Annotated in this window: 24 protein-coding genes and 7 tRNA genes; 20 read left to right on the forward strand and 11 right to left on the reverse strand. The window is 66.5% G+C overall.

Annotated features, from left to right (window positions below):
* Positions 1–18: 18 nt before the first annotated feature.
* Both OHA70_RS08470 and OHA70_RS08475 read left to right on the forward strand, forming a co-directional pair.
* Positions 19–990, forward strand: coding sequence for a 2-hydroxyacid dehydrogenase (locus OHA70_RS08470; RefSeq protein WP_328330346.1), 972 nt, complete (start codon positions 19–21; stop codon positions 988–990).
* Positions 983–1,360, forward strand: coding sequence for an MmcQ/YjbR family DNA-binding protein (locus OHA70_RS08475; protein ID WP_328330347.1), 378 nt, complete (start codon positions 983–985; stop codon positions 1,358–1,360). The genes OHA70_RS08470 and OHA70_RS08475 overlap by 8 nt, the downstream gene beginning before the upstream one ends.
* A gap of 6 nt (positions 1,361–1,366) precedes the next feature.
* On the opposite strand, the gene OHA70_RS08480 is transcribed toward OHA70_RS08475, so the two are convergent.
* The 4 genes from OHA70_RS08480 to OHA70_RS08495 all read right to left on the reverse strand — a co-directional run bounded on the left by OHA70_RS08480 (position 1,367) and on the right by OHA70_RS08495 (position 5,137).
* The gene (locus OHA70_RS08480) at positions 1,367–1,876 is read right to left on the reverse strand and encodes a DinB family protein (protein WP_328330349.1); all 510 of its coding nucleotides are present in this window, start codon (positions 1,874–1,876) and stop codon (positions 1,367–1,369) included.
* 2 nt (positions 1,877–1,878) lie between these two features.
* Complete coding sequence (locus OHA70_RS08485) at positions 1,879–2,763, reverse strand: alpha/beta fold hydrolase (protein WP_328335059.1); 885 nt, start codon at positions 2,761–2,763, stop codon at positions 1,879–1,881.
* A 1-nt stretch (position 2,764) separates the two neighbouring features.
* Entirely contained in the window at positions 2,765–3,178 is a 414-nt protein-coding gene (locus OHA70_RS08490; RefSeq protein ID WP_328330351.1) for a VOC family protein, read from the reverse strand.
* Between the two features lie 87 nt (positions 3,179–3,265).
* Entirely contained in the window at positions 3,266–5,137 is a 1,872-nt protein-coding gene (locus OHA70_RS08495; RefSeq protein WP_328330353.1) for a heparinase II/III domain-containing protein, read from the reverse strand.
* A 167-nt stretch (positions 5,138–5,304) separates the two neighbouring features.
* On the opposite strand from OHA70_RS08495, the gene OHA70_RS08500 reads away from it, so the two are divergent.
* Positions 5,305–5,592, forward strand: coding sequence for a DUF1905 domain-containing protein (locus tag OHA70_RS08500; protein ID WP_328330355.1), 288 nt, complete (start codon positions 5,305–5,307; stop codon positions 5,590–5,592).
* On the opposite strand, the gene OHA70_RS08505 is transcribed toward OHA70_RS08500, so the two are convergent.
* Positions 5,533–6,771, reverse strand: a complete 1,239-nt coding sequence (locus OHA70_RS08505) for an MFS transporter (protein WP_328330357.1) — start codon at positions 6,769–6,771, stop codon at positions 5,533–5,535. The genes OHA70_RS08500 and OHA70_RS08505 overlap by 60 nt on opposite strands.
* Before the next feature lie 175 nt (positions 6,772–6,946).
* Here OHA70_RS08505 and OHA70_RS08510 point away from each other — a divergent pair, with 175 nt between their 5' ends.
* Genes OHA70_RS08510 through OHA70_RS08520 form a run of 3 tightly spaced genes read left to right on the forward strand, consistent with a single transcriptional unit; the run spans position 6,947 to position 10,181 of the window.
* A complete protein-coding gene (locus tag OHA70_RS08510; RefSeq protein ID WP_328330359.1) occupies positions 6,947–7,396 on the forward strand; it encodes a helix-turn-helix transcriptional regulator in 450 nt (149 codons plus the stop codon).
* Between the two features lie 5 nt (positions 7,397–7,401).
* Positions 7,402–7,812, forward strand: a complete 411-nt coding sequence (locus OHA70_RS08515) for a VOC family protein (RefSeq protein ID WP_328330361.1) — start codon at positions 7,402–7,404, stop codon at positions 7,810–7,812.
* 5 nt (positions 7,813–7,817) lie between these two features.
* Positions 7,818–10,181: an excinuclease ABC subunit UvrA gene (locus OHA70_RS08520; protein ID WP_328330363.1), complete on the forward strand. Its 2,364-nt coding sequence runs from the start codon at positions 7,818–7,820 to the stop codon at positions 10,179–10,181.
* 56 nt (positions 10,182–10,237) lie between these two features.
* Here the strand turns inward: OHA70_RS08520 and OHA70_RS08525 are convergent, their stop codons facing one another.
* The 3 genes from OHA70_RS08525 to OHA70_RS08535 all read right to left on the reverse strand — a co-directional run bounded on the left by OHA70_RS08525 (position 10,238) and on the right by OHA70_RS08535 (position 11,736).
* Entirely contained in the window at positions 10,238–10,675 is a 438-nt protein-coding gene (locus tag OHA70_RS08525; RefSeq protein WP_328330365.1) for a GNAT family N-acetyltransferase, read from the reverse strand.
* 237 nt (positions 10,676–10,912) lie between these two features.
* Positions 10,913–11,320, reverse strand: coding sequence for a hypothetical protein (locus tag OHA70_RS08530; RefSeq protein ID WP_328330367.1), 408 nt, complete (start codon positions 11,318–11,320; stop codon positions 10,913–10,915).
* Between the two features lie 32 nt (positions 11,321–11,352).
* Complete coding sequence (locus tag OHA70_RS08535) at positions 11,353–11,736, reverse strand: YybH family protein (RefSeq protein ID WP_328330369.1); 384 nt, start codon at positions 11,734–11,736, stop codon at positions 11,353–11,355.
* Positions 11,737–11,871: 135 nt separating this feature from the next.
* Between OHA70_RS08535 and qcrB the strand changes: the two genes are divergently transcribed.
* From qcrB to OHA70_RS08550, 3 genes are all read left to right on the forward strand, one after another.
* Positions 11,872–13,407 carry a cytochrome bc1 complex cytochrome b subunit gene (gene qcrB, locus OHA70_RS08540; protein ID WP_328330371.1) on the forward strand — a complete coding sequence of 512 codons (1,536 nt, stop codon included), beginning with the start codon at positions 11,872–11,874 and terminating at the stop codon, positions 13,405–13,407.
* Between the two features lie 25 nt (positions 13,408–13,432).
* Positions 13,433–13,639: a hypothetical protein gene (locus OHA70_RS08545; RefSeq protein WP_328330373.1), complete on the forward strand. Its 207-nt coding sequence runs from the start codon at positions 13,433–13,435 to the stop codon at positions 13,637–13,639.
* A gap of 163 nt (positions 13,640–13,802) precedes the next feature.
* Positions 13,803–14,798, forward strand: coding sequence for a chitinase (locus tag OHA70_RS08550; protein ID WP_328330375.1), 996 nt, complete (start codon positions 13,803–13,805; stop codon positions 14,796–14,798).
* Positions 14,799–14,855: 57 nt separating this feature from the next.
* Here OHA70_RS08550 and OHA70_RS08555 read toward each other — a convergent pair whose 3' ends face one another.
* Positions 14,856–15,695, reverse strand: coding sequence for a maleylpyruvate isomerase N-terminal domain-containing protein (locus OHA70_RS08555; RefSeq protein WP_328330377.1), 840 nt, complete (start codon positions 15,693–15,695; stop codon positions 14,856–14,858).
* A 115-nt stretch (positions 15,696–15,810) separates the two neighbouring features.
* Here OHA70_RS08555 and OHA70_RS08560 point away from each other — a divergent pair, with 115 nt between their 5' ends.
* Positions 15,811–16,407: a hypothetical protein gene (locus OHA70_RS08560; protein WP_328330379.1), complete on the forward strand. Its 597-nt coding sequence runs from the start codon at positions 15,811–15,813 to the stop codon at positions 16,405–16,407.
* A 69-nt stretch (positions 16,408–16,476) separates the two neighbouring features.
* On the opposite strand, the gene OHA70_RS08565 is transcribed toward OHA70_RS08560, so the two are convergent.
* Together OHA70_RS08565 and OHA70_RS08570 are read right to left on the reverse strand one after the other, a co-directional pair.
* Positions 16,477–17,115, reverse strand: a complete 639-nt coding sequence (locus OHA70_RS08565) for a DUF402 domain-containing protein (RefSeq protein ID WP_328330381.1) — start codon at positions 17,113–17,115, stop codon at positions 16,477–16,479.
* Positions 17,116–17,219: 104 nt separating this feature from the next.
* A tRNA-Thr gene (locus OHA70_RS08570) sits at positions 17,220–17,295 on the reverse strand.
* Positions 17,296–17,573: 278 nt separating this feature from the next.
* On the opposite strand from OHA70_RS08570, the gene OHA70_RS08575 reads away from it, so the two are divergent.
* The 10 genes from OHA70_RS08575 (at position 17,574) to OHA70_RS08620 (ending at position 20,815) form a co-directional block, all read left to right on the forward strand.
* Entirely contained in the window at positions 17,574–17,717 is a 144-nt protein-coding gene (locus OHA70_RS08575) for a hypothetical protein (RefSeq protein WP_328330383.1), read from the forward strand.
* Between the two features lie 154 nt (positions 17,718–17,871).
* A tRNA-Pro gene (locus tag OHA70_RS08580) sits at positions 17,872–17,944 on the forward strand.
* A gap of 149 nt (positions 17,945–18,093) precedes the next feature.
* A tRNA-Arg gene (locus OHA70_RS08585) sits at positions 18,094–18,167 on the forward strand.
* Positions 18,168–18,171: 4 nt separating this feature from the next.
* Positions 18,172–18,248: transfer RNA gene (locus tag OHA70_RS08590), tRNA-Leu, on the forward strand.
* Positions 18,249–18,329: 81 nt separating this feature from the next.
* Complete coding sequence (locus OHA70_RS08595; RefSeq protein ID WP_328330385.1) at positions 18,330–18,776, forward strand: HNH endonuclease; 447 nt, start codon at positions 18,330–18,332, stop codon at positions 18,774–18,776.
* A gap of 31 nt (positions 18,777–18,807) precedes the next feature.
* A tRNA-Gln gene (locus OHA70_RS08600) sits at positions 18,808–18,880 on the forward strand.
* Between the two features lie 44 nt (positions 18,881–18,924).
* Positions 18,925–20,118, forward strand: a complete 1,194-nt coding sequence (locus OHA70_RS08605) for an RtcB family protein (RefSeq protein ID WP_442913876.1) — start codon at positions 18,925–18,927, stop codon at positions 20,116–20,118.
* A 60-nt stretch (positions 20,119–20,178) separates the two neighbouring features.
* The gene (locus tag OHA70_RS08610) at positions 20,179–20,559 is read left to right on the forward strand and encodes a hypothetical protein (RefSeq protein WP_328330387.1); all 381 of its coding nucleotides are present in this window, start codon (positions 20,179–20,181) and stop codon (positions 20,557–20,559) included.
* 73 nt (positions 20,560–20,632) lie between these two features.
* Positions 20,633–20,721: transfer RNA gene (locus tag OHA70_RS08615), tRNA-Ser, on the forward strand.
* A 12-nt stretch (positions 20,722–20,733) separates the two neighbouring features.
* Positions 20,734–20,815, forward strand: a tRNA-Tyr gene (locus tag OHA70_RS08620).
* Positions 20,816–21,064 lie beyond the last annotated feature (249 nt).

Below are 21,064 nucleotides of genomic sequence, written 5' to 3' on the forward strand. Positions count from 1 at the left end.
CGACCCGCGGGAGTTCCGATGTCACGTCCGACTGTGCTGATGCCCGGCCCGATGAACGAGACCGTGCTGACCGGGACCGCGGAGCAGTTCGACGTGATCCGGTTGTGGGAGGCGGACGATCCGGAGGCAGTACTGGCCGAGCGGGCCAAGGACATCACCGCCGTCGCGACCGGTGGTACAGCGATCGACGGCGCGTTCCTCGACCGGCTGCCCGCGGTGCGGATCGTCGCGAGCTTCGGCGTCGGGTACGACAAGATCGACGCGGCAGCGGCTGCGGAACGTGGGGTGATCGTCACCAACACCCCCGGCGTACTGGACGACGAGGTCGCCGACACCGCTATGGGCCTGCTGCTGATGACGGCCCGCGAACTCTCCCGCGCCGAGCGCTATCTCCGCGCCGGCTCGTGGCCCGACGGCGCCTATCCGTTGACCAAGGCAACCTTGAACGGCCGCACGATGGGCATCCTCGGCCTCGGCCGGATCGGCGAGGCGATCGCGAAGCGGGCCCAGGCGTTCGGCATCTCCATCGCGTACCACAACCGCCACCGCAAAGACGTTGCCTACAGCTACTACCCGACCCTGCTGGAATTGGCCGCCGCCGTAGACATCCTGATGATCGTCATCCCCGGCGGCGACGAAACCCGCCACCTGGTCAACGCCGAGATCCTCCAGGCCCTGGGCCCCGACGGCATCCTCATCAACGTCGCCCGCGGCACCGTCGTAGACGAAGAAGCTCTCGCAGAAGCCCTACGCACCAACACAATCCTCAGCGCCGGCCTAGACGTCTTCGAACACGAACCCCAGGTCCACCCAGCCCTCCTGGACCTCCCCAACGCAGTCCTGCTCCCCCACGTAGGCTCCGCCACCATCCCCACCCGCAACGCCATGGGCCAACTCGTCATCGACAACCTCACCAACTGGTTCACCCACGGCACCCCGCTCACCCCTGTCCAGGAATCCGCCGATCTGGTACGAAAGCTGGGTGGCTGACCAGGACGACGTACGCCGGATCGCACTGGCACTCCCAGAGGTCCGCGAGAGCGACGACACCTTCGCCTTCTCCGTGCCCAACAAAGGCAAGGACAAGGGCATCGCCTGGATCTGGATGCGCCGCGACGCCCCGAAGCAGCCGCGCATCCCCGAACCCGAAGTACTCGCGATCCGCGTCAACGGCAACACCGAGAAACAGGCCCTCCTGGCCGCCGACCCCACCAAGTTCTTCACCGAACCCCACTACAACGGCTTCCCCGCCATCCTGGTCCGCCTCCCCACCATCACCCCCGAAGAACTAACAGAACTCCTCACCGAAGCCTGGCGAACCCAAGCCCCGAAAGCCCTGGTCAAAGCCTTCGACGCCTAGCCCCGCCTACTCGTCGGGCAGGTCCCAGATCCTGGCGGTGGACCAGGCGTATTCCCAGGCTTGGATGTCTGGGGGGTCTATGCCGAAGCCGGTGAGGATGGCGCAGATCTGTTCGCGGTGGTGGTTGGCGTGATTCAGGGACTGGGCGATGAAGATGCCGGCGTGGCAGGCGCGGGTGCCGTTGTCGACGATGATGACTCGCTCGACGTCGATCGGTTTGGTGAGGACGTCTTCCCAGAGGAGGCGGGCTTCCTCGGCCCACTCGGCGAGGGTGGCGAAGTCGGCGTCCGGTTTGCTGCCGTCGGCCCACGGGAGCAGGTCGCTGTCCGCCAGCCGGCGCAGGTAGCTGCCGTCGCAGGTGACGATGTGGTGCAGCGTCGCGAGGATGCCGCCGAAGGTGCCGACGCCGGTCACCTCGAGCTGCTCCGCGGTGAAGTTCTGATCCCGGCAGAACGCGATCAGCTGCGCGGTCGCCCAGTTGTTGTGCCGTACCGCGTCGAAGAGCACCTCGTTCACGGCTACTCCAATCTGCCGAGCACCTCGTCCCAGTGGTTGTGCAGACTACCGAGATGCCCCTCCCCCGGACGAACGATTAACGCGGCCTCCGGGATTCGTTCGGCGAGCCACTCACCGTTGCGCACCGACGCATTGGCGTCGAGTTCGCCGTACCAGAGACTCACCGGGCAGCTGATCGCCCCAGGCCGGAAATCCCAACGCCTGAAGGAGATCGCGGCATCGCGCAGATAGCCGGCCGTGTTCACCAGCGCCTCCCGAGTGGCTGCGGCGATCTCCGCAGCAGTCTGCCGACGGACAACCTCAGCATCGAGCGGCCCCAACCCAGCACAGAACCGCCCAGCCAGCGCGTCGTCATCCGGATCCCCAGGCGCGAGCGTCTCGACGTACACCTCGAACTCCGGCCGCATCAGTTCAACCCCCGTCTCCACCGGAAGCTCCGCCAGCGCCTCGAAGAAGTCCTTCTGCTCCGTCGTGAGATCGTCCCGGTGGTACGGCGGATCAAGAGCCGGCACCTCAGCCGGACTCGCCACCACCCCCACCGCCGTCACCCGCTCCGGATGCCTCGCGGCGCACGCCAGCGCATACGGCCCACCGATAGACATCCCCAGTACGCCGTACCGCCCGACGCCCAGCAAGTCAGCCACAGCCGCGACATCATCCGCCACGGACAAATGGCTCGACGCAGCCTCTGTCGACAACCCGTACCCCGGCCGGTTGACCGCGATCAACCGCACGCCCGTACGCCGGGCCGCCACGTCCCCGCAGTACGCCGCGTGCCGTGTGTCCGGGCACCCGTGCAGGAAGAAGACGACCCGCCCATCCGGGTCGCCGCCGCACCAGTACTGCGCCTGCCGTCCATCGGGCAGGCGCAGCAGCTCCGTCGTCAGCTCAGCCCTGTGGTTGGCCGATGTTGATCATCCAGGAGACCCCGAACTTGTCGGCGACCATGCCGAACTCGTCGCCCCACATCTGCTTCTCCAGCGGCATCGTCACCGTGCCGCCCTCGGCGAGCTTGTCGAAGAGCCCGTGCAGCTCGGCACTGTCGTCACCACTCAGGCTGACCGAGATGTTGTTGCCCGGCTGGAAGTCCAGATGCGACGGAGTGTCCGATCCCATCAGCGTGTAGCCCTGCGGCGTCTCCAGCATCGCGTGCATGATCTTGTCGGCGTCCGGAACGTCCGACGCCCCGAACTCGCCGAACGTGTTGAGCGCCAGCTCGCCGCCGAAGACCTCCTTGTAGAACTCGAAGGCCTGCCGCGCGTCCCCGTTGAAGCCGATGTACGGATTGAGTCGTGATGCCATCAGTCTGCCCCTCTTGCCCGAATTTCCCCTGACCGCTCGCACACTAGACCCACCCCCGGACAGTTTTCGAGATCTCCGCCCGGACCGTCAGCGAACGCGATAGAGGGACCCCGCCGGGGTGATTCCGAAGGACGTCTTGACGCCCGCGACGACAAGGTCGACGACGTACGTAGTACCTGACCAGCGGCCCTTGTACTGCACGGATCCAGTGGCCCGTACCGGGGCGATGACCGACAGGATCGAGGCCCGCGTCCCCGAGCGCGCGAACATCAGCGTCGGCGCGGACTTCCGGGTGAAGATGTTCGGGTAGTGCCAGCCCTGGATCGGATTGGTCTGCCCCTGCTTGACCAGGATCGCGCCCCGCGGCAACGGCTGCCGGTACGGGACCTGGAACAGGATGGTCCGAGTCGTGTCACCTGGCTTCATCCCGATCGCCGTCGTGCGCGAGTAGACCGTCGCCTTCTGGTCGGACGGCAGATGCCAGAGCGTCTGGAACTGCTGTGCCTTCGTGGCGCTCGCCCAGTCCAGAGCGACGATCAGATCCGGATTCTTGAGCACCAGCACCCCACGATGCCGGCTGATCCCCGCTCCCGGCACATCGGCGAACTCGTAGAACTCGGAAGTCGGGTTGATCACCGACCGGGTCAACTTGGTGACCGGGCGAGTATCCGCGGCCAACGGAGTCGTCATGGCACTGGCCGCGGCCGGACTGACCACCCAAGTACGCCAGACGTCTCTCTGGTAGCCGGAGTGACCGCCGTCGATCAGGATGTCCCGGCCATGCGACGTGTAGGTGATGGCCGTGTGGTCGCCGTGACCGTGCATGGCCCGCGCCGGCCCGTACCGGATGCTGTACGTCGACTCCTGCGTGAACGGACGCGTCTCGCCCCACCCCGTGCGACCGAATACATAGCCCGCACTGAAGGCACCGATCCGCCGGCTCGGAGGAGTGCCCTCACGGCCGAGGCTCCCCGCGTAAGCCAGCGGCGTACCAGGGTCCGCGCCAGTAGCGACCACTTCCGAGTCGCCGAGCTGGTGCAGTTTGCCGAGGGAGTTGGTAGCGAGCGCAAGCCAGCCGGCCATCAACTTTCGCCGCGCGGTGATCGTCGTACCGGGGTTGGCTCCGCAGGCTGTGAGCGCGGTGACGGCACGGCCCCAGAGGTAGTAGTTGAACTGGGCATAAGCCGTCGACTGCTCGTTGGACGAACCCTGCGAGTCGATCGCGGTGGTGATTCCGGCCGCCAGCCGGTTCTGCGCGGTCGCCTTGTAGTCGTTGCGATTCAGGGTGCAGCCGACGCCGAACAGCGCGATGCTCTCGTCCGTACCGTGGTTCCACGCCCCACTCCAGTTGGCGGTCAGGAACCTGGCGTGGTTGACCAGCGCGACGTCGATCCACTTGTACGCCGCTGGCAACGCTGTGACGCCCAGCCCTGCCATGATGGCTTGGCGCAGGCAGATCAGCACGTTGGTCCGGTGCATCGTCGACTCGTTGGCGCCTACGTCCGCCGTCCAGGAGTACGGATTGTCGGCGACCCAGTCCTTGCTGATCGCGGCGACCCGGGCCATCGCGGTGGTATCCCCCTTGCCGGCTGCGACGATCCCTTGCCCGAGCCAGCGCAGCGAGTGGAACCACATGTACCAGCTGCGGTTCTTGTAGGGATTGAGCCGCCAGTTGATGTTCCCGCTGCCGTTGCCGACCTTGTACGCCGGGTAAGGACCCCACGCGAACTTGTCCGCCTTGAGCATGGCCACAGAGGTCTTGTCATCGACCGTGCTGAAGCCCGTGCAGGTGTAGGTACCAGTCGCGGTCGCCTTGCCTGCCAAACTCTTTACGTCGGCCGCCGGCGGCATGACAGGCGGTACGACGTTGCTCTCGCCCGGCTCGAACTGCGCCACCTCCACCTCGGGCAAGTCGGGCAGCACCGCGATCCCGGGCCTCACCGGCTTGGCAACCGCCATCTCTGGACCAGGCACAAGCGCCCCCAGCGCAAGTGCGAACCCCACCGCGACACTCACAGACCGCCGACCCACCATGACGTCCCCCACCCCGACCGCGGATTTTCCCCGTGCACGAAGCACGATGAGCAAAACGGCCGGAAAGTTACGCCGGGCCCTATTCTAGGCCGGTGCAGCTCGAGTTCAGCGGTGAGATCTGGTTCTGGCGAGGACCCGCGCCCTGGTACTTCGTGACGGTGCCGGAGCCCGAATGCCTCGATCTGCAGGCGTCGTCGGCGTACGTGAGCTACGGCTGGGGGATGATCCCGGTCACCGCCCAGATCGGCGGGACCGAGTGGACGACCTCGCTGTTCCCGAAGGACGGCCAGTACATCGTCCCGCTGAAGACCGCCGTCCGCTCAGCGGAGTCCCTCGACGAGGGCGACACCATCGTCGTCCAGCTGACCGTCGCCGACTGACTTGCGGTCGCCTGCTCCTGCATCCCGGCGGGCCAGCAGGATGAACGGCACAGCGAGGAGCTCGATGCCGGCGCTGACGACATATGCCTGCCCGTAGCTCCACACGTCGGCCGCCCGGCCCAGCGCCGGCTGGATCACCACGCCACCGGCCGAGGCGAGCAGGTTGTCCGACGACAGCACCGTCGCCCGCTGCGCCGACGGGATCAGGCTGTTGAGGAACGCCTGCCGGACGGGCGTGATGGCGGCGAACACAGTCGCCCAGATGGCGAGCAGGACCAGCGCTAGCCAGAAGTTGGAGACCAGGCCGATCAGCACCAGCACGATGGCCGTGACGATCGCGATCAGCAGCAGTACCGAAGTACGGGCTCGGAAGACCCGGCTGACGAGAGGTGCGGTGAAGCCGCTCAGGATCTGCGCTAGGGCGACGATGGCAGCGGACAGCCCTGCAACGGCGTACGAGCTGGTGTTGCCATAGAGCTGCAGGAGGTACGGCTGGGCCGCGTAGAAGCCGTAGAGGCTGACGCCCGCGGTGAAAGGAGCAGCGAGCATCAACCAGCGCACTGGCGGATTGCGAAGCCCGTGGTCGAGCGAGGAGCGCAGGATGTCCCGCATCTCGGCAGTGACCGAGACACGCGGCTTGGGCGCGAATCCGACGTCATGCATCGCCCGCCACGCCACCACGAACGTCAGGACGAGTAATGCCGCGCGTACGAGGTACGGCGTACCCAGGTTGGTCGACTGGGCCAATACGCCGCCAGCGATCGTGCCGCCGACCATCGCGATGCCACCTGCGACCTGCCCCTTGGCGAATGCGGACTCGAGTGACCCCTGGTACCCACTGGCCGCCAGCCCGTCGACCAGCCAGGCCTCAGTCGCCCCACTGAAGAAGGTGAAGCCAAGCCCGAGCAGTGCCGACGCCACCGCCCAGGGCACGAACCCTGCCTTCACCTGCCACAGCAGTAGGTAGAGCAAAGTCGACCCGACCAGCGTGGCCGTGCCCAGCAGGTACGACGCCCGCCGGCCGACCGTGTCCGCGACCACGCCCGTCGGTACCTCGAACAGCACCTGCCCGACGGTGAAGAACGCGTTGGCCGCGAACGCCTGCCCGATGCTCAGCCCGGCGTCCAGCAGGAACAGCGTGTTGATGCCCCAGATCATCGACGAGGCAGCCGTCGACACCACCATAAGCGTCAGGTAAGTCCGTAACAGACGATCTGCCGTCGATCGCATCATCCACCTCTTCCGTAGCCTCACCCGGTACGTCGGAGCGTCCGCACCCATCTCGACGTGGGTTGTCCACAGGCAGCTTCCAGCGTGCTGCCGACGGTCGGCGGAATATGGCACGATCTGTGACATGAGCGGCAAGACGGACGACGACCAGCGACTGCGCGACCTCGCGTTGCTGCGGCGCGTCCGGGACCGGATCGACCGGGAGTACGCGCAACCGCTCGACGTCGAGGCGCTGGCGCGGGGGGTGAACATGTCGGGCGGGCACCTCAGCCGCCAGTTCCGCCTTGCCTACGGAGAGTCACCGTATGCGTATTTGATGACGCGGCGGATCGAGCGGGCGATGTCGCTGTTGCGGCGGGGGGATCTGAGCGTCACGGATGTGTGCTTCGAGGTGGGGTGCTCGTCCTTGGGTACTTTCAGCACCCGGTTCACCGAGCTCGTCGGCGTACCGCCGAGTGTTTATCGCAAACAGGCCGCCGGGGAGCTGGCCGGGATGCCGACGCTGCTGTCGAAACACGTGAGCAGACCGATCAGGAATCGAGAAGCACCCGCCCCCGAGTCACGGCTAGCGTGATGGCCATGGACATCACGATCAGCGCGAGTTTTCTCCCCCACAACGATCCGGATGCCGCGCTCGCGTTCTACCGCGACGCGCTCGGCTTCGAGCTGCGCAACGACGTCGGCTACAACGGCATGCGCTGGCTCACCGTCGGCCCGCCCGGCCAGCCCGGGACCAGCATCGTGCTGCACCCGCCGGCGGTCGACCCCGGCATCACCGAGGACGAGCGCAAGCTCATCACGGAGATGATGGCCAAGGGCACCTTCGCCAGCATCCTGCTCGCCACCCCGGATGTCGATGCCGCCTTCGCCAAGCTGCAGACCACCGACGTGGAGATCGTGCAGGAACCGATCGACCAGCCTTACGGCGTCCGGGACTGTGCCTTCCGGGACCCGTCCGGCAACATGGTCCGGCTCCAGGAAGCGCGCTGACCACGATGGCCACGACACCACATGTTGCTGACAGCCACGACCTGATCCGGGTCCAGGGCGCGCGGGTGAACAACCTGAAGGACGTCAGCATCGAGATCCCGAAGCGCCGGCTGACCGTGTTCACCGGCGTCTCGGGGTCGGGCAAGAGTTCGCTGGTCTTCGGCACCATCGCGGCCGACTCGCAGCGGATGATCAACGAGACCTACAGCACCTTCGTGCAGGGCTTCATGCCGTCGCTCGCGCGGCCGGATGTCGACGTGCTGGAGGGGCTGACGACGGCGATCATCGTCGACCAGGAGCGGATGGGCTCCAACCCGCACTCCACGGTCGGCACCGCGACCGACGCCAACGCGATGCTGCGGATCCTGTTCAGCCGGCTCGGCACACCGCACATCGGCTCGGCGCAGGCGTTCTCCTTCAACGTCGCCTCGATCAGCGGCGCGGGCGCGGTCACCCTGTCGAAGGGCGGCCAGACGACCAAGGAGCGGCGCAGCTTCAGCATCACCGGCGGCATGTGCCCGCGGTGCGAGGGCCGCGGCTCGGTCACCGACTTCGACCTGACCGCCCTGTACGACGCATCGAAGACGATCAACGAAGGCGCGCTGACCATCCCGGGGTACAGCATGGACGGCTGGCAGGGGCGGATCCTGCGTGGCTGTGGCTTCTTCAGCGTCGACAAGCCGATCGCGAAGTTCACCAAGAAGGAACTGCAGGCACTGCTCTACCAGGAGCCGACCAAGATCAAGGTCGAGGGCATCAACCTCACCTACTCCGGCCTGATCCCGCAGATCCAGAAGTCCTTCCTGGCCAAGGATGTGGAGGCGATGCAGCCGCACATCCGCGCCTTCGTGGAGCGGGCGATCACCTTCCAGACCTGCCCCGAGTGCGACGGGACCCGGCTGAACGAGGGCGCCCGGTCGTCCAAGATCAACGGGACCAGCATCGCCGACTGCTGCAAGATGCAGATCAGCGATCTGGCCGACTGGGTCCGCGGGCTGTCCGACAAGTCGGTCGCGCCACTGCTGGAGAAGCTGGAGCACACGCTCGACTCGTTCGTCGAGATCGGGCTCGGCTACCTGTCGCTCGACCGGCCGGCCGGGACGCTGTCGGGTGGTGAGGCGCAGCGGGTCAAGATGATCCGGCACCTCGGGTCCTCGCTCACCGATGTCACGTACGTCTTCGACGAACCGTCGATCGGGCTGCACCCACACGACATCCAGCGGATGAACGAGCTGCTGGTCCGGCTGCGCGACAAGGGCAACACAGTGCTCGTCGTCGAGCACAAGCCGGAGATGATCGCGATCGCCGACCACGTCGTCGACCTCGGGCCGGGCGCCGGCACCGGCGGCGGCACCATCTGCTTCGAGGGCACCCTCGAGGGGCTGCGGGCCAGCGACACGTTGACCGGGCGGCACCTCGACGACCGGGCGTCGCTCAAATCTTCCTTGCGTACTGCTTCCGGGTTCCTGGAGATTCGGGGCGCCAGCTCGCACAACCTGCGGTCCGTCGACGTCGACGTCCCGCTCGGGGTGCTCTGCGTGGTGACCGGTGTCGCGGGGTCGGGCAAGTCATCGCTGATCCATGGGTCGGTACCGCCTTCGGCCGATGTGGTGTCGATCGACCAGACCGGGATCAAGGGGTCACGGCGCAGCAACCCGGCGACGTACACGGGACTGCTCGAGCCGATCCGCAAGGCGTTCGCGAAAGCCAACGGGGTGAAGCCGGCGCTGTTCAGCGCGAACTCCGAGGGCGCCTGCCCGAACTGCAACGGCGCCGGGGTGATCTATACCGACCTGGCGATGATGGCCGGCGTCGCGACTCCTTGCGAGGTGTGCGAGGGCAAGCGGTTCAGGGAAGAGGTGCTGGAGTACAAATTCGGCGGGCGGGACATCAGCGAAGTACTGGCGATGTCGGTCACCGAGGCGGAGAAGTTCTTCGCCGAAGGAGACGCCCGTACGCCGGCCGCGCACAAGATCCTCACGTACCTGGCCGATGTCGGCCTCGGGTACATCAGCCTCGGCCAACCGCTCACGACCCTGTCCGGCGGCGAACGCCAACGACTCAAGCTGGCGACCCACATGGGCGAAAAGGGCGGCATCTACGTCCTCGACGAGCCCACGACCGGCCTCCACCTCGCCGACGTCGAGCAACTCCTCGGCCTGCTCGACCGCCTCGTCGACGCCGGCAAGTCGGTCATCGTCATCGAACACCACCAGGCAGTCATGGCCCACGCCGACTGGATCATCGACCTTGGTCCCGGCGCCGGCCACGACGGCGGCCAGATCGTCTACGAAGGCACCCCCGCCGACCTCATCTCCCAGCAATCCACCCTCACCGGCAAACACCTAGCGGCCTACGTCGCCACCTGATGATCTACACGGCCAACCAAGAGAAGACCTGACCGGCCTGCTCTACTCCTGGAGCATCAGGCGAGGGTCTTCTGGTAGCAGTGGGCCAGTTGGTCGTTGATGTATTTGCCGTACGGCTCGGTCGAGCGGTAGCCGCGGCGTTCGTACAAGGCGATCGCCTCGGGCTGGCGCTCGCCCGTCGCCAACCGGATCGCGCGGTAGCCCTCACCCGCCGCGAGCTCCTCCAACCCACTCAACACAGCCGTCGCGATCCCCCGGCCGCGGAAGGCAGGAGCGACGTACATCCGCTTGAGCTCACCGACGTACGGATCCTCTGTCGGCTGCACCGCGCCACACCCGACTCCTCGCCCGTCCACGGATGCGACCAGGTATCGCGCACCTCCGTGGACGGTTGATCGCCCCTCGCTGCCGTACCGCGCCACCAGCTCTTGGAAAGCTGCCTCCAAGAGCCCGGCCAGCTCCCCGTCCTTGACGTCCCGCTCCTCGATGACCACGCATGAAGGCTATGCGGTCGCGCTTCGGGGCTGGATTTGGGGAGACACACAGCAAGCTCACAGGCTGCGCGGGTCGTGGTCTCAGCAACGCCGTGAACCATCGAGGGAACGTCACTCCGCCCTGCCGATCCTCATCAACGAAACCCTCACCACCCAGTCCGCCACCATCAGCGGCGCCACCGTCACCACCGACGGCTACACCCGCTCCCTACAATCCGCCCTGGACAAAGCCGGCCTCTAACAAGACTGCTCAACCACGAGCAGGTGGTTGTGCTGTTCGTCCTTGAACTCGCCAGCGAGGAAGTCAGTCCAGTCGCCGGCCTCGCGGAGCACCTTGCCGGTCAGATAGGGCTTGATCTCCGCCGAGAAACTCTCGCGGTCCGCCGGAAGTACGTCGCTGGCCTCGTTGGCGTAGACCCGCAGAACCCGCACCTCCGGATCCTTGAGCAACTGTTCAACGCGCTTCCAGGGCATCGATCCATCACCTCGCAACTGCCACCGGACGCCACCCTCGTCGGTGAACTCGCCGTCCACAACCGGCTGACTCCACGCAACTACCGGCCCGCCCGCGCCGCGCGAAGCCTCCACCTCAGCAACGATCGCAGCGAAACTCTTGCCGTGTTCGGCCTTCCGCTTGTGTCCCACCACGCCATCATGGACCCGCCAACGCCGCCAGGTCAGGTGCTTAAGTGCTCGTGGACCATCTGCCAGCGCCCGTCGCGCTTGGCCATGGAATTGGTACCTCGCCCCCGACCCTCGCGCTGCTGCCCGTCGACGAAGCCCACCCAGTGGAACCTGTACCGGACAACGGCGAAGTCGGTGGACGCGTAGACCCAGTGCAGGTCGCTGATCGTGTAGACCTCGTCCCGGATCTGGTCGAAGGTCCGCTGGACGGCGGCCGTGATCGCCTCGATGCCCTCGTACGACCCGTCGGTGAACCAGAAGCTCGCATCGTCCGCGACCAGCTCACGCCAGCGCTCTACGTCGTGCGCGTTGGCCCGCCGGTCGTAGTCCGCCATGAATGCGATGAGTTCAGCGGGCGTCGACTCTGAGTTGTCCACCCGCCCATTCTTGCTGTGAGTTGGCTCATAAGTGGCTGTGGTTCTGGCCTGGGATGTCACGAATCGGGGTGCTGCTCAGTCATCTAGGTAGCCGCGTTTTCGCGGTTGGACTGTGATGGCGAGAGGACCGAGCCGATGGAGCGCTCGTTGAGGATCCTGCGGGGAAGGGTGTTCCCCGACCACTGGTCGTTGCTGTTCGGCCAGATCGCGTTCTACAGCTTCGTCGTCGTGACGATCAGCGGCGTCGTCCTGATGGTGCCGTACGAGCCATCGGTCGACCCAGTCGTCTACGACGGCCCGTACACGCCCCTTCGCGGCCTCTCGATGTCGCGGGCGCTGGACTCGACGCTGGCGATCAGCTTCGAGGATCGCGCCGGCCTGTTGGTACGCCAGGTCCACCACTGGGCGGCGCTCCTGATGGTCGCAGCGATCATGCTGCAACTCCTCCGGCTGTTCTTCACCGGCGGATTCCGTCGCCCCCGGCGGCTGAGCTGGCTGGTCGTCTTCGGGCTGCTCGTCGTCACGCTGGGCGCTGCCATGACCGGTACCTCCCTCCCGGACGACATGCTCTCGGGCTCGAGCCTCGCCGTCCTCGACGGTGTCCTGAAGGCCACCCCGATCGTCGGCCCCGAGCTGTCCGCCCTGCTCTTCGGCGGGGACTTCCCGGGCGACGTGATCACCCGCTTCTACCCCCTGCACGTGTACGTTCTGCCCGCCGTACTCATCGCGCTCTTCATCGCCGGCGCGGTCCTCGCACTCAGGCACGGCCCAGCGCAGTACCCAGGACCCGGTCGTACGAACGACAACATCGTCGGACGTCCGGCGAGGGTGGCCGTGGTCAAGGGCGCCGGCCTGTTCAGCTTCGTGGTCGGTGTCGCGTTGCTGATGGGCGCCACCGCGACCATCAACCCGATCTGGATGTACGGCCCGGCCGACCCGGCGGACGCTTCGGCCGGAATCGGCCCAGCCTGGTACCTCGCGTTCCTCGACGGCGCGCTCCGGCTGATGCCCGGGTGGGAGGTCGTCTGGTGGGGCAGAACCATCAGCTTCGCCATCCTGGTACCGGTCGCCGTCTGCACGCTGTTCCTCGCGCTGTTCGCCGTCTACCCGTTCATCGAAGACTGGATCATCGGCGACCGGACCGACCAGAACCTGCTCGACCGCCCGCACAACAACCCGATCCGAACCGGCATCGGCGCCGCCGGCATCGTCTTCTACGGCACCCTGTGGGCCGCGGCCGGCGCAGACACGATGGCCGTCCAGTTCCACCTCTCGGTCAATGCCCTCATCCACCTCTTCCAGGTACTCCTGGTCCTCGGCCCGCCGATCGCCCTGGCCCTGACCCGCCGCATCTGCATCGGCCTCCAGAACCGCGACCTGGAAATCGCCACCCACGGCTACGAGTCCGGCAAGGTAATCCGCCTCCCCAACGGCGGCTACGTCGAACAGCACAACCCCGTGAACCCCTACCGCCGCTACCGCCTAGCCGGCTACACCCGAGCCACCCCCACCCCGCTCCCCACCACCGACCACCCCATCTCCCCCATCCGCCGCCTCCGCTCCCGCCTCGAAACCCTCCTCGACCAAGACCGCCTAACCCCCTCAACAGACCACCCTCAAAGGCAGCCGATCGATCCATCCCCCAACCACGAGCTGACGAACACCCCCTGAGCCTGGACCCAGCTAGGGTCCTGAGATGCCCACGCCCGCACAGAATCGGCGATGCAACTGGTGGACGGCGATCGGTGTGGTCGTCCTGGTCGTCGTCAACGTGGTCTGGTCCCGGCTCGCAGGCCACTCAGAATGGACTGACTCAGCCATCTACGGCTCCCCCATCGCCGCACTCATCGGAGCGGCGGCCGGATGGGGAGCAGCGGTGCTTGCGGAACGACGTGCCCGTTAGAACGGCCGGCTCGGCGCGTACAGGATGACGAACGGGCAGCGGAAACCTCGTCACGGATATTGACCGGATGCGGGCTGCGCGTCATGATCGTCCGGGAATGATAGGAAAGTTTCCTAACATAGTGCGGCCCAACTCCTAGCGCCCCTAAGGATTGAGGTTCGAGATGCGCTCACGCATGCTCAAGTTCACGACTGCCGCCCTCGCGGCCGGCTCACTGGCCCTCGGTGCGGCAGCCGCCGCCCAGGCCGCTCCCAGCGCGGTACAGGCTGACCCCGCCAGCATCGGCGCGGCGCCGTACCTGTACCTCGGCTGGGGCAACCCGCAGAAGGCGACCGACATCATGAAGGCCGCCGGCAACCAGTGGTTCACGATGGCCTTCGTACTGGCCGACGGCAGCTGTAACCCGAAGTGGGACGGCAACCGCAATCTCACCGGCGGCAACGACCAGTCCGTCATCAACAGCATCCGCGGCGCCGGGGGTGACATCATCCCGTCGTTCGGCGGCTGGGACGGCGACAAGCTCGGTGTGCGATGCACGTCGGCCTCCGCCCTGGCCGGCGCGTACCAGAAGGTGATCAACGCCTTCGGACTGAAGGCCATCGACATCGACATCGAGAACACCGAGTTCCAGAACAACACCGTCCAGCAGCGCGTCGTCGATGCCCTGAAGACGGTACGGGCGAACAACTCCGGGCTGAAGATCTACATCACCATGGGGACCGAGCAGAGTGGCCCGGACTCGTGGGGCAGCGGCCTGATCACCAAGGCGAAGAACTCCGGCTTCACCCCGGACGGCTGGGTACTGATGCCGTTCGACTTCGGCGCGGGATCGGCCAACATGGCCACGTTGACCCAGAAGGCCTCGGAAGGCCTGAAGGGCAAGCTCAAGACGGCTTACGGCTGGAGCGACGACACGGCGTACCGGCACATGGGCATCTCGTCGATGAATGGCAAGACCGACGACGGCGAGACCGTCCGGCTGTCCGACTACCAGGCGATGCTCGGCTACGCGCAGCAGCACCACCTGGCGCGGTTCACCTACTGGGCCATCAACCGCGACCGTCAGTGCGGCAGCGGCGGCGACGCAGGCTCCGACTGCAGCGGGATCTCGCAGAGCGCCTACGCCTTCACGAAGGTCGCCGCCCAGTTCCACGGCTGACACCCCAAAGCGCCCCGGTACCTGCACCGGGGCGCTTTTCGGTAGCTCAGGCGTCGGTCAGCCGGCGACGTGGGCGGTGCTGTCGAGCCAGTGCTGGGCGAGCTCGGTATCACCGTCGATGGTGATACCGACGGCTTCACGGTCGGCGAGCGGGAGCCGCCGGGTCATGGTCAGCAACAGCGCTCCTGCCGGGCCGGTGATCGTCACATCGGCCTGGTGGACGCCAGGCCGCCAGGTTGCCCCGTCGGGCCGCCGCTCGACGAACCACGCGCCCGCGTCACCCTCAGCATCAGTGGCCACCCACTGCAGCGTTTGCCCGGTACCGCGCAGAGCATGAGCCGACTCGGGTCGCCGCATCTCCCAGGTAGGCGAGGTCAGCATCGCGAGGTGATTGCTGATGAGCGCACCCGCAATGTCGGCGTCAACGTCGGTACCGGCGGTTATGCCGGCCGCATTGGCTGTGCCGGTCGCTGTGCTGGCCGCGTTGGCTGCGTCGAAGCCGTGGACGACCGACTCGTTGAGCATGCTGGTCATCCAGAACTCCGTACCCGACCGCTCGTCGCCCGCGGCGTTGAACACCGGCGCCTCGAGCGCATCGTCGGAGCATGCGCCCGCGACTCGCTGCGCCGACTCCGACAGCCACGCCTGCCACTCGCCGGGATCGGCGGGAAGTACCGCCATCTCAGTGGGCAGTTGAGTGGGATCGACGATCCGCCGCTCGATGATCTCCGCAACCCAGTGCTGAGTCTGCCCAACGTGCTCGACCAGCTCGGCAACCGTCCACTCCGGCGCCGTCGGCACAACCGCGTCAGGTCCCGCCGCAACAGCCGATTCCGCCAGCCGCCGAGTGTGCTCGACGATCCCATGCCGGGCCCGTTCCGCAATCAGCTTGCTCATCTGTGTGTCCTCCCAGAGTCATCTTCCGTCTGCCCCAGACTCTGCCGTAGGAGGTTTACGGTTTCTTTCCGGTTCTCTACCGCCCTCGGCAGGTGCCGCAGTTAGCCTTCGATCCATGGACGACGCCGGCGAAGAGACCCAGTGGTCGGATGCAGCGCGCGAGCGGTACATGCGATGCACGGAGGACCTGATCGCCGCGCTCAAGGCGCACTCCGCGCTGACGATCGAGCGCAGCGGTCGCCAGCGCGAGCTCGGGCCGTACTTTTCCTCGAGCGAGGCACTTGAGAAGGCCGCTGAGGCATTCAGCGAGTCCGAGTTCGACTGGTGCGGTTCCTGGCCGTTGAGCCTCACGGACATCGAAGATTCCGACGATGAGGACAACGCGAGGGAGCCTGCGGGACCGGAGCCTGTTCTGTCCGGCCTGTTCCGATGGGACTTCACGGTCACTGACGAGGCCGCCGTCGTCGGGGCCGGAAGGGATGCTTATCGGCGTTCGTGGCCCTCCGACACCGACGAAGACGCTGTCATAGCGGTCCCGGACGTCGTAAGGGCCGCCGCTGAGATCGTTCATGCCGGTGAATGGCCGGAGCTCGAGAACACACCCGGCCTGGAGCACCGTGCAGAGTGGCGGACCTTCGTCTCTCACGACGGCCGCTCCGACACCCCGGACGACGAAGACCCCTTCGCCATCACCCGAGCCCTGCCTCGATGAGGTCCGCTGGGTATCGCGAACCGGTGAGTCTCCCATCAGCCGACCGCGTCGCGACGCTGGGCCTGGGGATCAGCGGTACGCCACCTCGGCGTCCCAGTACGGGGGCAGGTCGGCCGGTTCCCACGATGGATCGGGACGGAAATCCGTGTACCGGCCGTCGAACGGGAACCGGCCGGCCTCGATGTCGCCGATGATGCGCTCGCCGGCCGCGCGGATGCGGTCCGCCTCGGCCGCCGTCCAATACGCCGGATGATCGATCCGCTCGGCCAGCTCGTCCTCGTCCTTTAGCGACCAACTGCGATCGGGCGCGACCACGATGTCGAGCGCGTGATCGAGGATGTCGGTACCGGCCGACCAGCGGCGTACCGGGGACTCCAGGTTCACGTACCAGCCCTCGAACCGCATCTCCAGGTCGAAGAACCACCACACCGAATGGTCCGCCTCGGGTTCGGTACGGATCAGCACGTGCCGGCCTTCCCAATGCCGCGGCCAGAGCATGGACGGCGTACGGTCCCGCTCCGCCAGCGACATCTTCCGGATCAACGCGCCGTCCCGAGTACCACGCAACATGCAGTCCGATCCGGCCGCAGTCCAGGTGACCAACGCCTCCGCGTCGTCACGCACGACGCGCGCGGTCTGCACCGCAGCGATCATCCCGTTGAGATGGACATCGCGACGAGCGATCGACCGACCAGCAGCAAACACCATCGCGCCATGCTACGACTCAGCGCAGTGGGCCGCGTGGGGACAAAAATCCTGGGAATGACAGAACCCCCGGGCGGAGGGAGTGGCCTCTGACCTGGGGGTTTGGGTGGAGCCGCCTGTCGGAATCGAACCGACGACCTTCTCATTACGAGTGAGACGCTCTGCCGACTGAGCTAAGGCGGCGTGGCCCGGGGGCCGATGCAAGAGTGTAGCGGGATGGCGGGCTGATTCCGAATCGGATACCGGGGTGGGGGTGAGCTGGGTGGTGTCGGCGGGCCGGGGGCGGGGCCGGGACGGGTGCGGCGAGGTGGGGAACCGGAGGCGGAAGGGCGGCGTCGTAGCGGCGTACCGGAAGGTGATGGAAATGCCGGGGAATAGATGGTGGGGGAAATGCATTGACTTGGGTTGATGGGATGGGTGAAACTAATGCCCGCAAGGACCGAACAGACTAGGAGAAGCACGTGAGCGGCAAGCAAGAGTTCAGGAAGGCGTGGCGTGAAGAGCGCAACGTCATGCCTGCTTGCCTGCGATCGGTGCTGCGGTATGCCGATATCCACCAGCTCGCAGGGCGCCTGAGCCCGGCGTACGGCGGTCCACCTGACTGATCATCCAGCATCAGTCAGGAGCCGCCAGACCGGGAGAGCCCGGATCTAGGCGGCTCTTTTGTTTTCACCAGACAGCACCAAAGAATGCGCTTTCTGCTGCCCACGGGCAGGCAATTCGAATTATTGACAACTGGATATGCCATTTAGCAATATGCGAGCTGTAGGCCAGCGGCCAGGCCACCTCATTTGGGATGAGGGGATCGGGGGTTCGAGTCCCTCCAGCTCGACCGGGCGCACGCAGAAAGCTCAGCTACCGGCCGAGCGAGCGCCGAACCCTGGGACGTCGGCCGCGATCGGAGGAGGCTCCGAACCGCCACCGCCGCCCACTCACGCGCCCTGCGCCGGAAATCCGAACACTCCGGCGCAGGGCCGGTGAACGCCCGTGGCTCAACTGGAGAGGGCACCTGCCTACGAAGCAGGAGGTTGCAGGTTCGAATCCTGCCGGGCGTACCCAGCGGCTCTAGCCCAATTGGCAGAGGCGCCTGGCTTAGGACCAGGAGGTTCAGGGTTCGAATCCCTGGAGCCGCACCAAGTAGTACCACCCAAGCCGCACCGATAGAGCCGTCCCGGCAACTACCTGTCGGGCACACTGGAGGAGAGGAGGAACCAAGCATGAGCGGTGTCATAGTGCTCAACGCCTCATATGAGCAGCTCCACGTCGTGTCGGTCCAGCACGCCATCCGGATGCTCGTCCGGGAGGTCGCGGTCGTCGAGGAGGCGCACGACGGCGCCAGCATCGGCCCGTTCCCCTTCCCCCGCGTACTGCGCCTGGTCCGGTACGTCGTGACCAAGTGGCGCTACGCGTCCGGCCGACTGCAGTACACCCGGGCCGGCGTACTGAAGCGTGACAAGCACCGCTGTGCGTACTGCGGCCAGGCGGGCGCCACCACGATGGATCACGTCGTACCGCGGTCCCGTGGCGGCCGTGGCGAGTGGCTGAACGCCGTCGCCGCGCACGCACGCTGCAACGAGAAGAAGGGCTGCCGCACGCCCGAGGAAGCCGGTATGCCGCTGCTGTGGCAGCCGTGGATCCCCTCGCGTGCTGAGTTAGCACTCTGACGTAGTACCGACCGGTGCCGCGTCAGAGCGGTGCCAGGTGGGTGACGGCATCCCACCCTCGGTTCTGACCCGAGGTCCCGCAGGTTCGAGCCCTGCCCTGGCAGCTTCGGCATGCCGAAAAACAAGCAGACCAAGTAGAGGAGTGGAGATGAACGTTCAGTACCCGGTTGAGCTGAGTGGGGCGAAGAGCTCCACTCTGATGTGGGCGCAGGAGCATGAGGTCGGGGCGCAGGCGCTGCAGCAGCTACGGAACATCGCTGCGCTGCCGTGGGTGCACGGCGTCCGGGTGATGCCGGATGTGCACCTGGGCAAGGGTGCGACCGTCGGGTCGGTCATTGCGATGTACCAGGCGGTGTCGCCGGCCGCGGTCGGGGTCGACATCGGGTGTGGCATGGAAGGCGTGCTCACCTCGCTGACCGCTTCGGACCTGCCGGACGACCTGGCCGGCATCCGGTCGCGGATCGAGGCGGCGGTACCGGTCGGTTTCCGGGCGCACGAGTACCCGGTCAGCGTGCGGAAGCTCGGGCTCGATCGCGGGTGGGACCGGTTCTGGGGTTCGTTCTCGAGCCTGCACGACGGCGTACAGGATCGCGAGAAGAAGGCACATCAGCAGATGGGGTCGCTGGGTGGCGGCAACCACTTCATCGAGGTCTGCCTCGACGATGACGACCGGGTCTGGCTGATGCTGCATTCGGGTTCGCGCAACATCGGCAAGGAGCTGGCCGAGCGGCACATGCGGATCGCGAAGGCGATGCCGCACAACGCCGACCTGCCGGACCGCGACCTGGCGGTCTTCCTGGCCGGTACGCCGGAGATGGACGCCTACCGTCAGGACCTCACCTGGGCGCAGGAGTACGCCTCGCGCAACCGTGCGGTCATGCTCGCCCTGGTGATGCAGGCGGTTCGGGAGTCGTTCGAGCAGGAGATCACGTTCGAGAAGCCGATCTCGTGCCACCACAACTACGTGGCGGAGGAGACGATCGACGACCTCGATCTGCTCGTCACGCGTAAGGGCGCGATCCGGGCCGGGTTGGGTGACCTCGGTCTGATCCCGGGCTCGATGGGGACGGGCTCGTACGTCGTTCGCGGGCTCGGTTCGGAGCAGTCGTTCTACTCGGCCTCGCACGGGGCAGGCCGGCGAATGAGCCGCAACGAGGCGAAGCGCCGCTACACGGTCGACGACCTGATCGCCCAGACCGCCGGGGTGGAGTCCCGCAAGGACGCCGGCGTACTGGACGAGCTGCCGGCGGCGTACAAGGACATCGAGTCGGTGATCGCGGCCCAGTCCGATCTGGTGGAGGTCGTTGCCCACCTCAAGCAGGTCATCTGCGTCAAGGGCTGATCCTGTCCGCCGTGTTCAGGGGACACGGCGGGCGGATCGGCATACTCAGGAGGATTCAGCATGTCGCTTGCCAGTGCCCTGGACGCGGTGGTCCGGGACCTTCGGAACACCGGTGGGATCAAGCTGCGGATCTCCGAGGAGCCGGCGACCAGCGATCCTGGGTACGAGTCGGTACTGCTGTTGTCCGGTCAGCACTGGTCGACCGGACTGCTGGCGCCGCTCGCGCTGACGGACGACGAGCGGTTGCTCCAGGTCGCCGACCAGGTCCAGGAGTTCGTCTTCGAGGAGCTCCTGCGACTCGAGCTCCCGGTCACCTGGCCGGAGTGCCCGGAGCACCCCGCATCACATCCGCTCACGCCGGTACTGACCTCAGGCCGGCCGTCCTGGCAGTGCCCGAAGTCGGGCGACACCATCGCGCCGATCGGCGCCCTTCAGAAGTAATCAAGTCTTGCCACCGGATTGGCCGGTGGCCTCGGAGAGCCTGGTCGCCGTGGGGGCACGGCGACCGGGCCGAGGTGAGGTCCGCCTGATGGCAAGGGCAGCGGTTTGCTAAACCGTCGACGGGCTCCGGCCCGTCCGTGAGTTCGAATCTCACTCTCACCGCAAGAACACCGAGCAGGAGCGCCACCGTGGGAGAGGTGGGGCGGGCTGTAGACCCGTTGTTCATTCTGAGCAGGTTCGAATCCTGTCTCCTGCACTCCCAGCAAGGGAAACAACAACTAGTCAGAGAGGAGGACCGGCTATGGCCGACCTCAGAAACAAGCGGAGGAAGATTCCCGGCGGTAGGACCGGTGCTCCGGTCCAGCAGGGTCACGCCCTGCGTCGGGTGAGCCTTGCCTGCGGGCACGTTCAGCGCGATCGGATCGCCCACGCGGGCGATCACGTGTGGTGTGAAGCAGACTGCGCCGACTGGGTCCGAGTCGTCTCGGTCGAGGAGTAGCAGAAT

Origin of the sequence: Kribbella sp. NBC_00382, assembly GCF_036067295.1 — a bacterium.
Taxonomy (GTDB): domain Bacteria; phylum Actinomycetota; class Actinomycetes; order Propionibacteriales; family Kribbellaceae; genus Kribbella.

Excerpts from the sequence above, each read along its gene's own strand:
- OHA70_RS08605 (WP_442913876.1), top strand. The coding sequence starts at position 18,925 with ATGAACGTTCAGTACCCGGTTGAGCTGAGTGGGGCGAAGAGCTCCACT.
- OHA70_RS08490 (WP_328330351.1), bottom strand. The coding sequence starts at position 3,178 with ATGGCATCACGACTCAATCCGTACATCGGCTTCAACGGGGACGCGCGG.
- OHA70_RS08520 (WP_328330363.1), top strand. The coding sequence starts at position 7,818 with ATGGCCACGACACCACATGTTGCTGACAGCCACGACCTGATCCGGGTC.
- OHA70_RS08545 (WP_328330373.1), top strand. The coding sequence starts at position 13,433 with ATGCCCACGCCCGCACAGAATCGGCGATGCAACTGGTGGACGGCGATC.
- OHA70_RS08565 (WP_328330381.1), bottom strand. The coding sequence starts at position 17,115 with ATGGTGTTTGCTGCTGGTCGGTCGATCGCTCGTCGCGATGTCCATCTC.
- OHA70_RS08595 (WP_328330385.1), top strand. The coding sequence starts at position 18,330 with ATGAGCGGTGTCATAGTGCTCAACGCCTCATATGAGCAGCTCCACGTC.
- OHA70_RS08610 (WP_328330387.1), top strand. The coding sequence starts at position 20,179 with ATGTCGCTTGCCAGTGCCCTGGACGCGGTGGTCCGGGACCTTCGGAAC.
- OHA70_RS08495 (WP_328330353.1), bottom strand. The coding sequence starts at position 5,137 with ATGGCGGTTGCCAAGCCGGTGAGGCCCGGGATCGCGGTGCTGCCCGAC.
- OHA70_RS08470 (WP_328330346.1), top strand. The coding sequence starts at position 19 with ATGTCACGTCCGACTGTGCTGATGCCCGGCCCGATGAACGAGACCGTG.
- OHA70_RS08550 (WP_328330375.1), top strand. The coding sequence starts at position 13,803 with ATGCGCTCACGCATGCTCAAGTTCACGACTGCCGCCCTCGCGGCCGGC.
- OHA70_RS08560 (WP_328330379.1), top strand. The coding sequence starts at position 15,811 with ATGGACGACGCCGGCGAAGAGACCCAGTGGTCGGATGCAGCGCGCGAG.
- OHA70_RS08555 (WP_328330377.1), bottom strand. The coding sequence starts at position 15,695 with ATGAGCAAGCTGATTGCGGAACGGGCCCGGCATGGGATCGTCGAGCAC.
- OHA70_RS08515 (WP_328330361.1), top strand. The coding sequence starts at position 7,402 with ATGGACATCACGATCAGCGCGAGTTTTCTCCCCCACAACGATCCGGAT.
- qcrB (WP_328330371.1), top strand. The coding sequence starts at position 11,872 with ATGGAGCGCTCGTTGAGGATCCTGCGGGGAAGGGTGTTCCCCGACCAC.
- OHA70_RS08510 (WP_328330359.1), top strand. The coding sequence starts at position 6,947 with ATGAGCGGCAAGACGGACGACGACCAGCGACTGCGCGACCTCGCGTTG.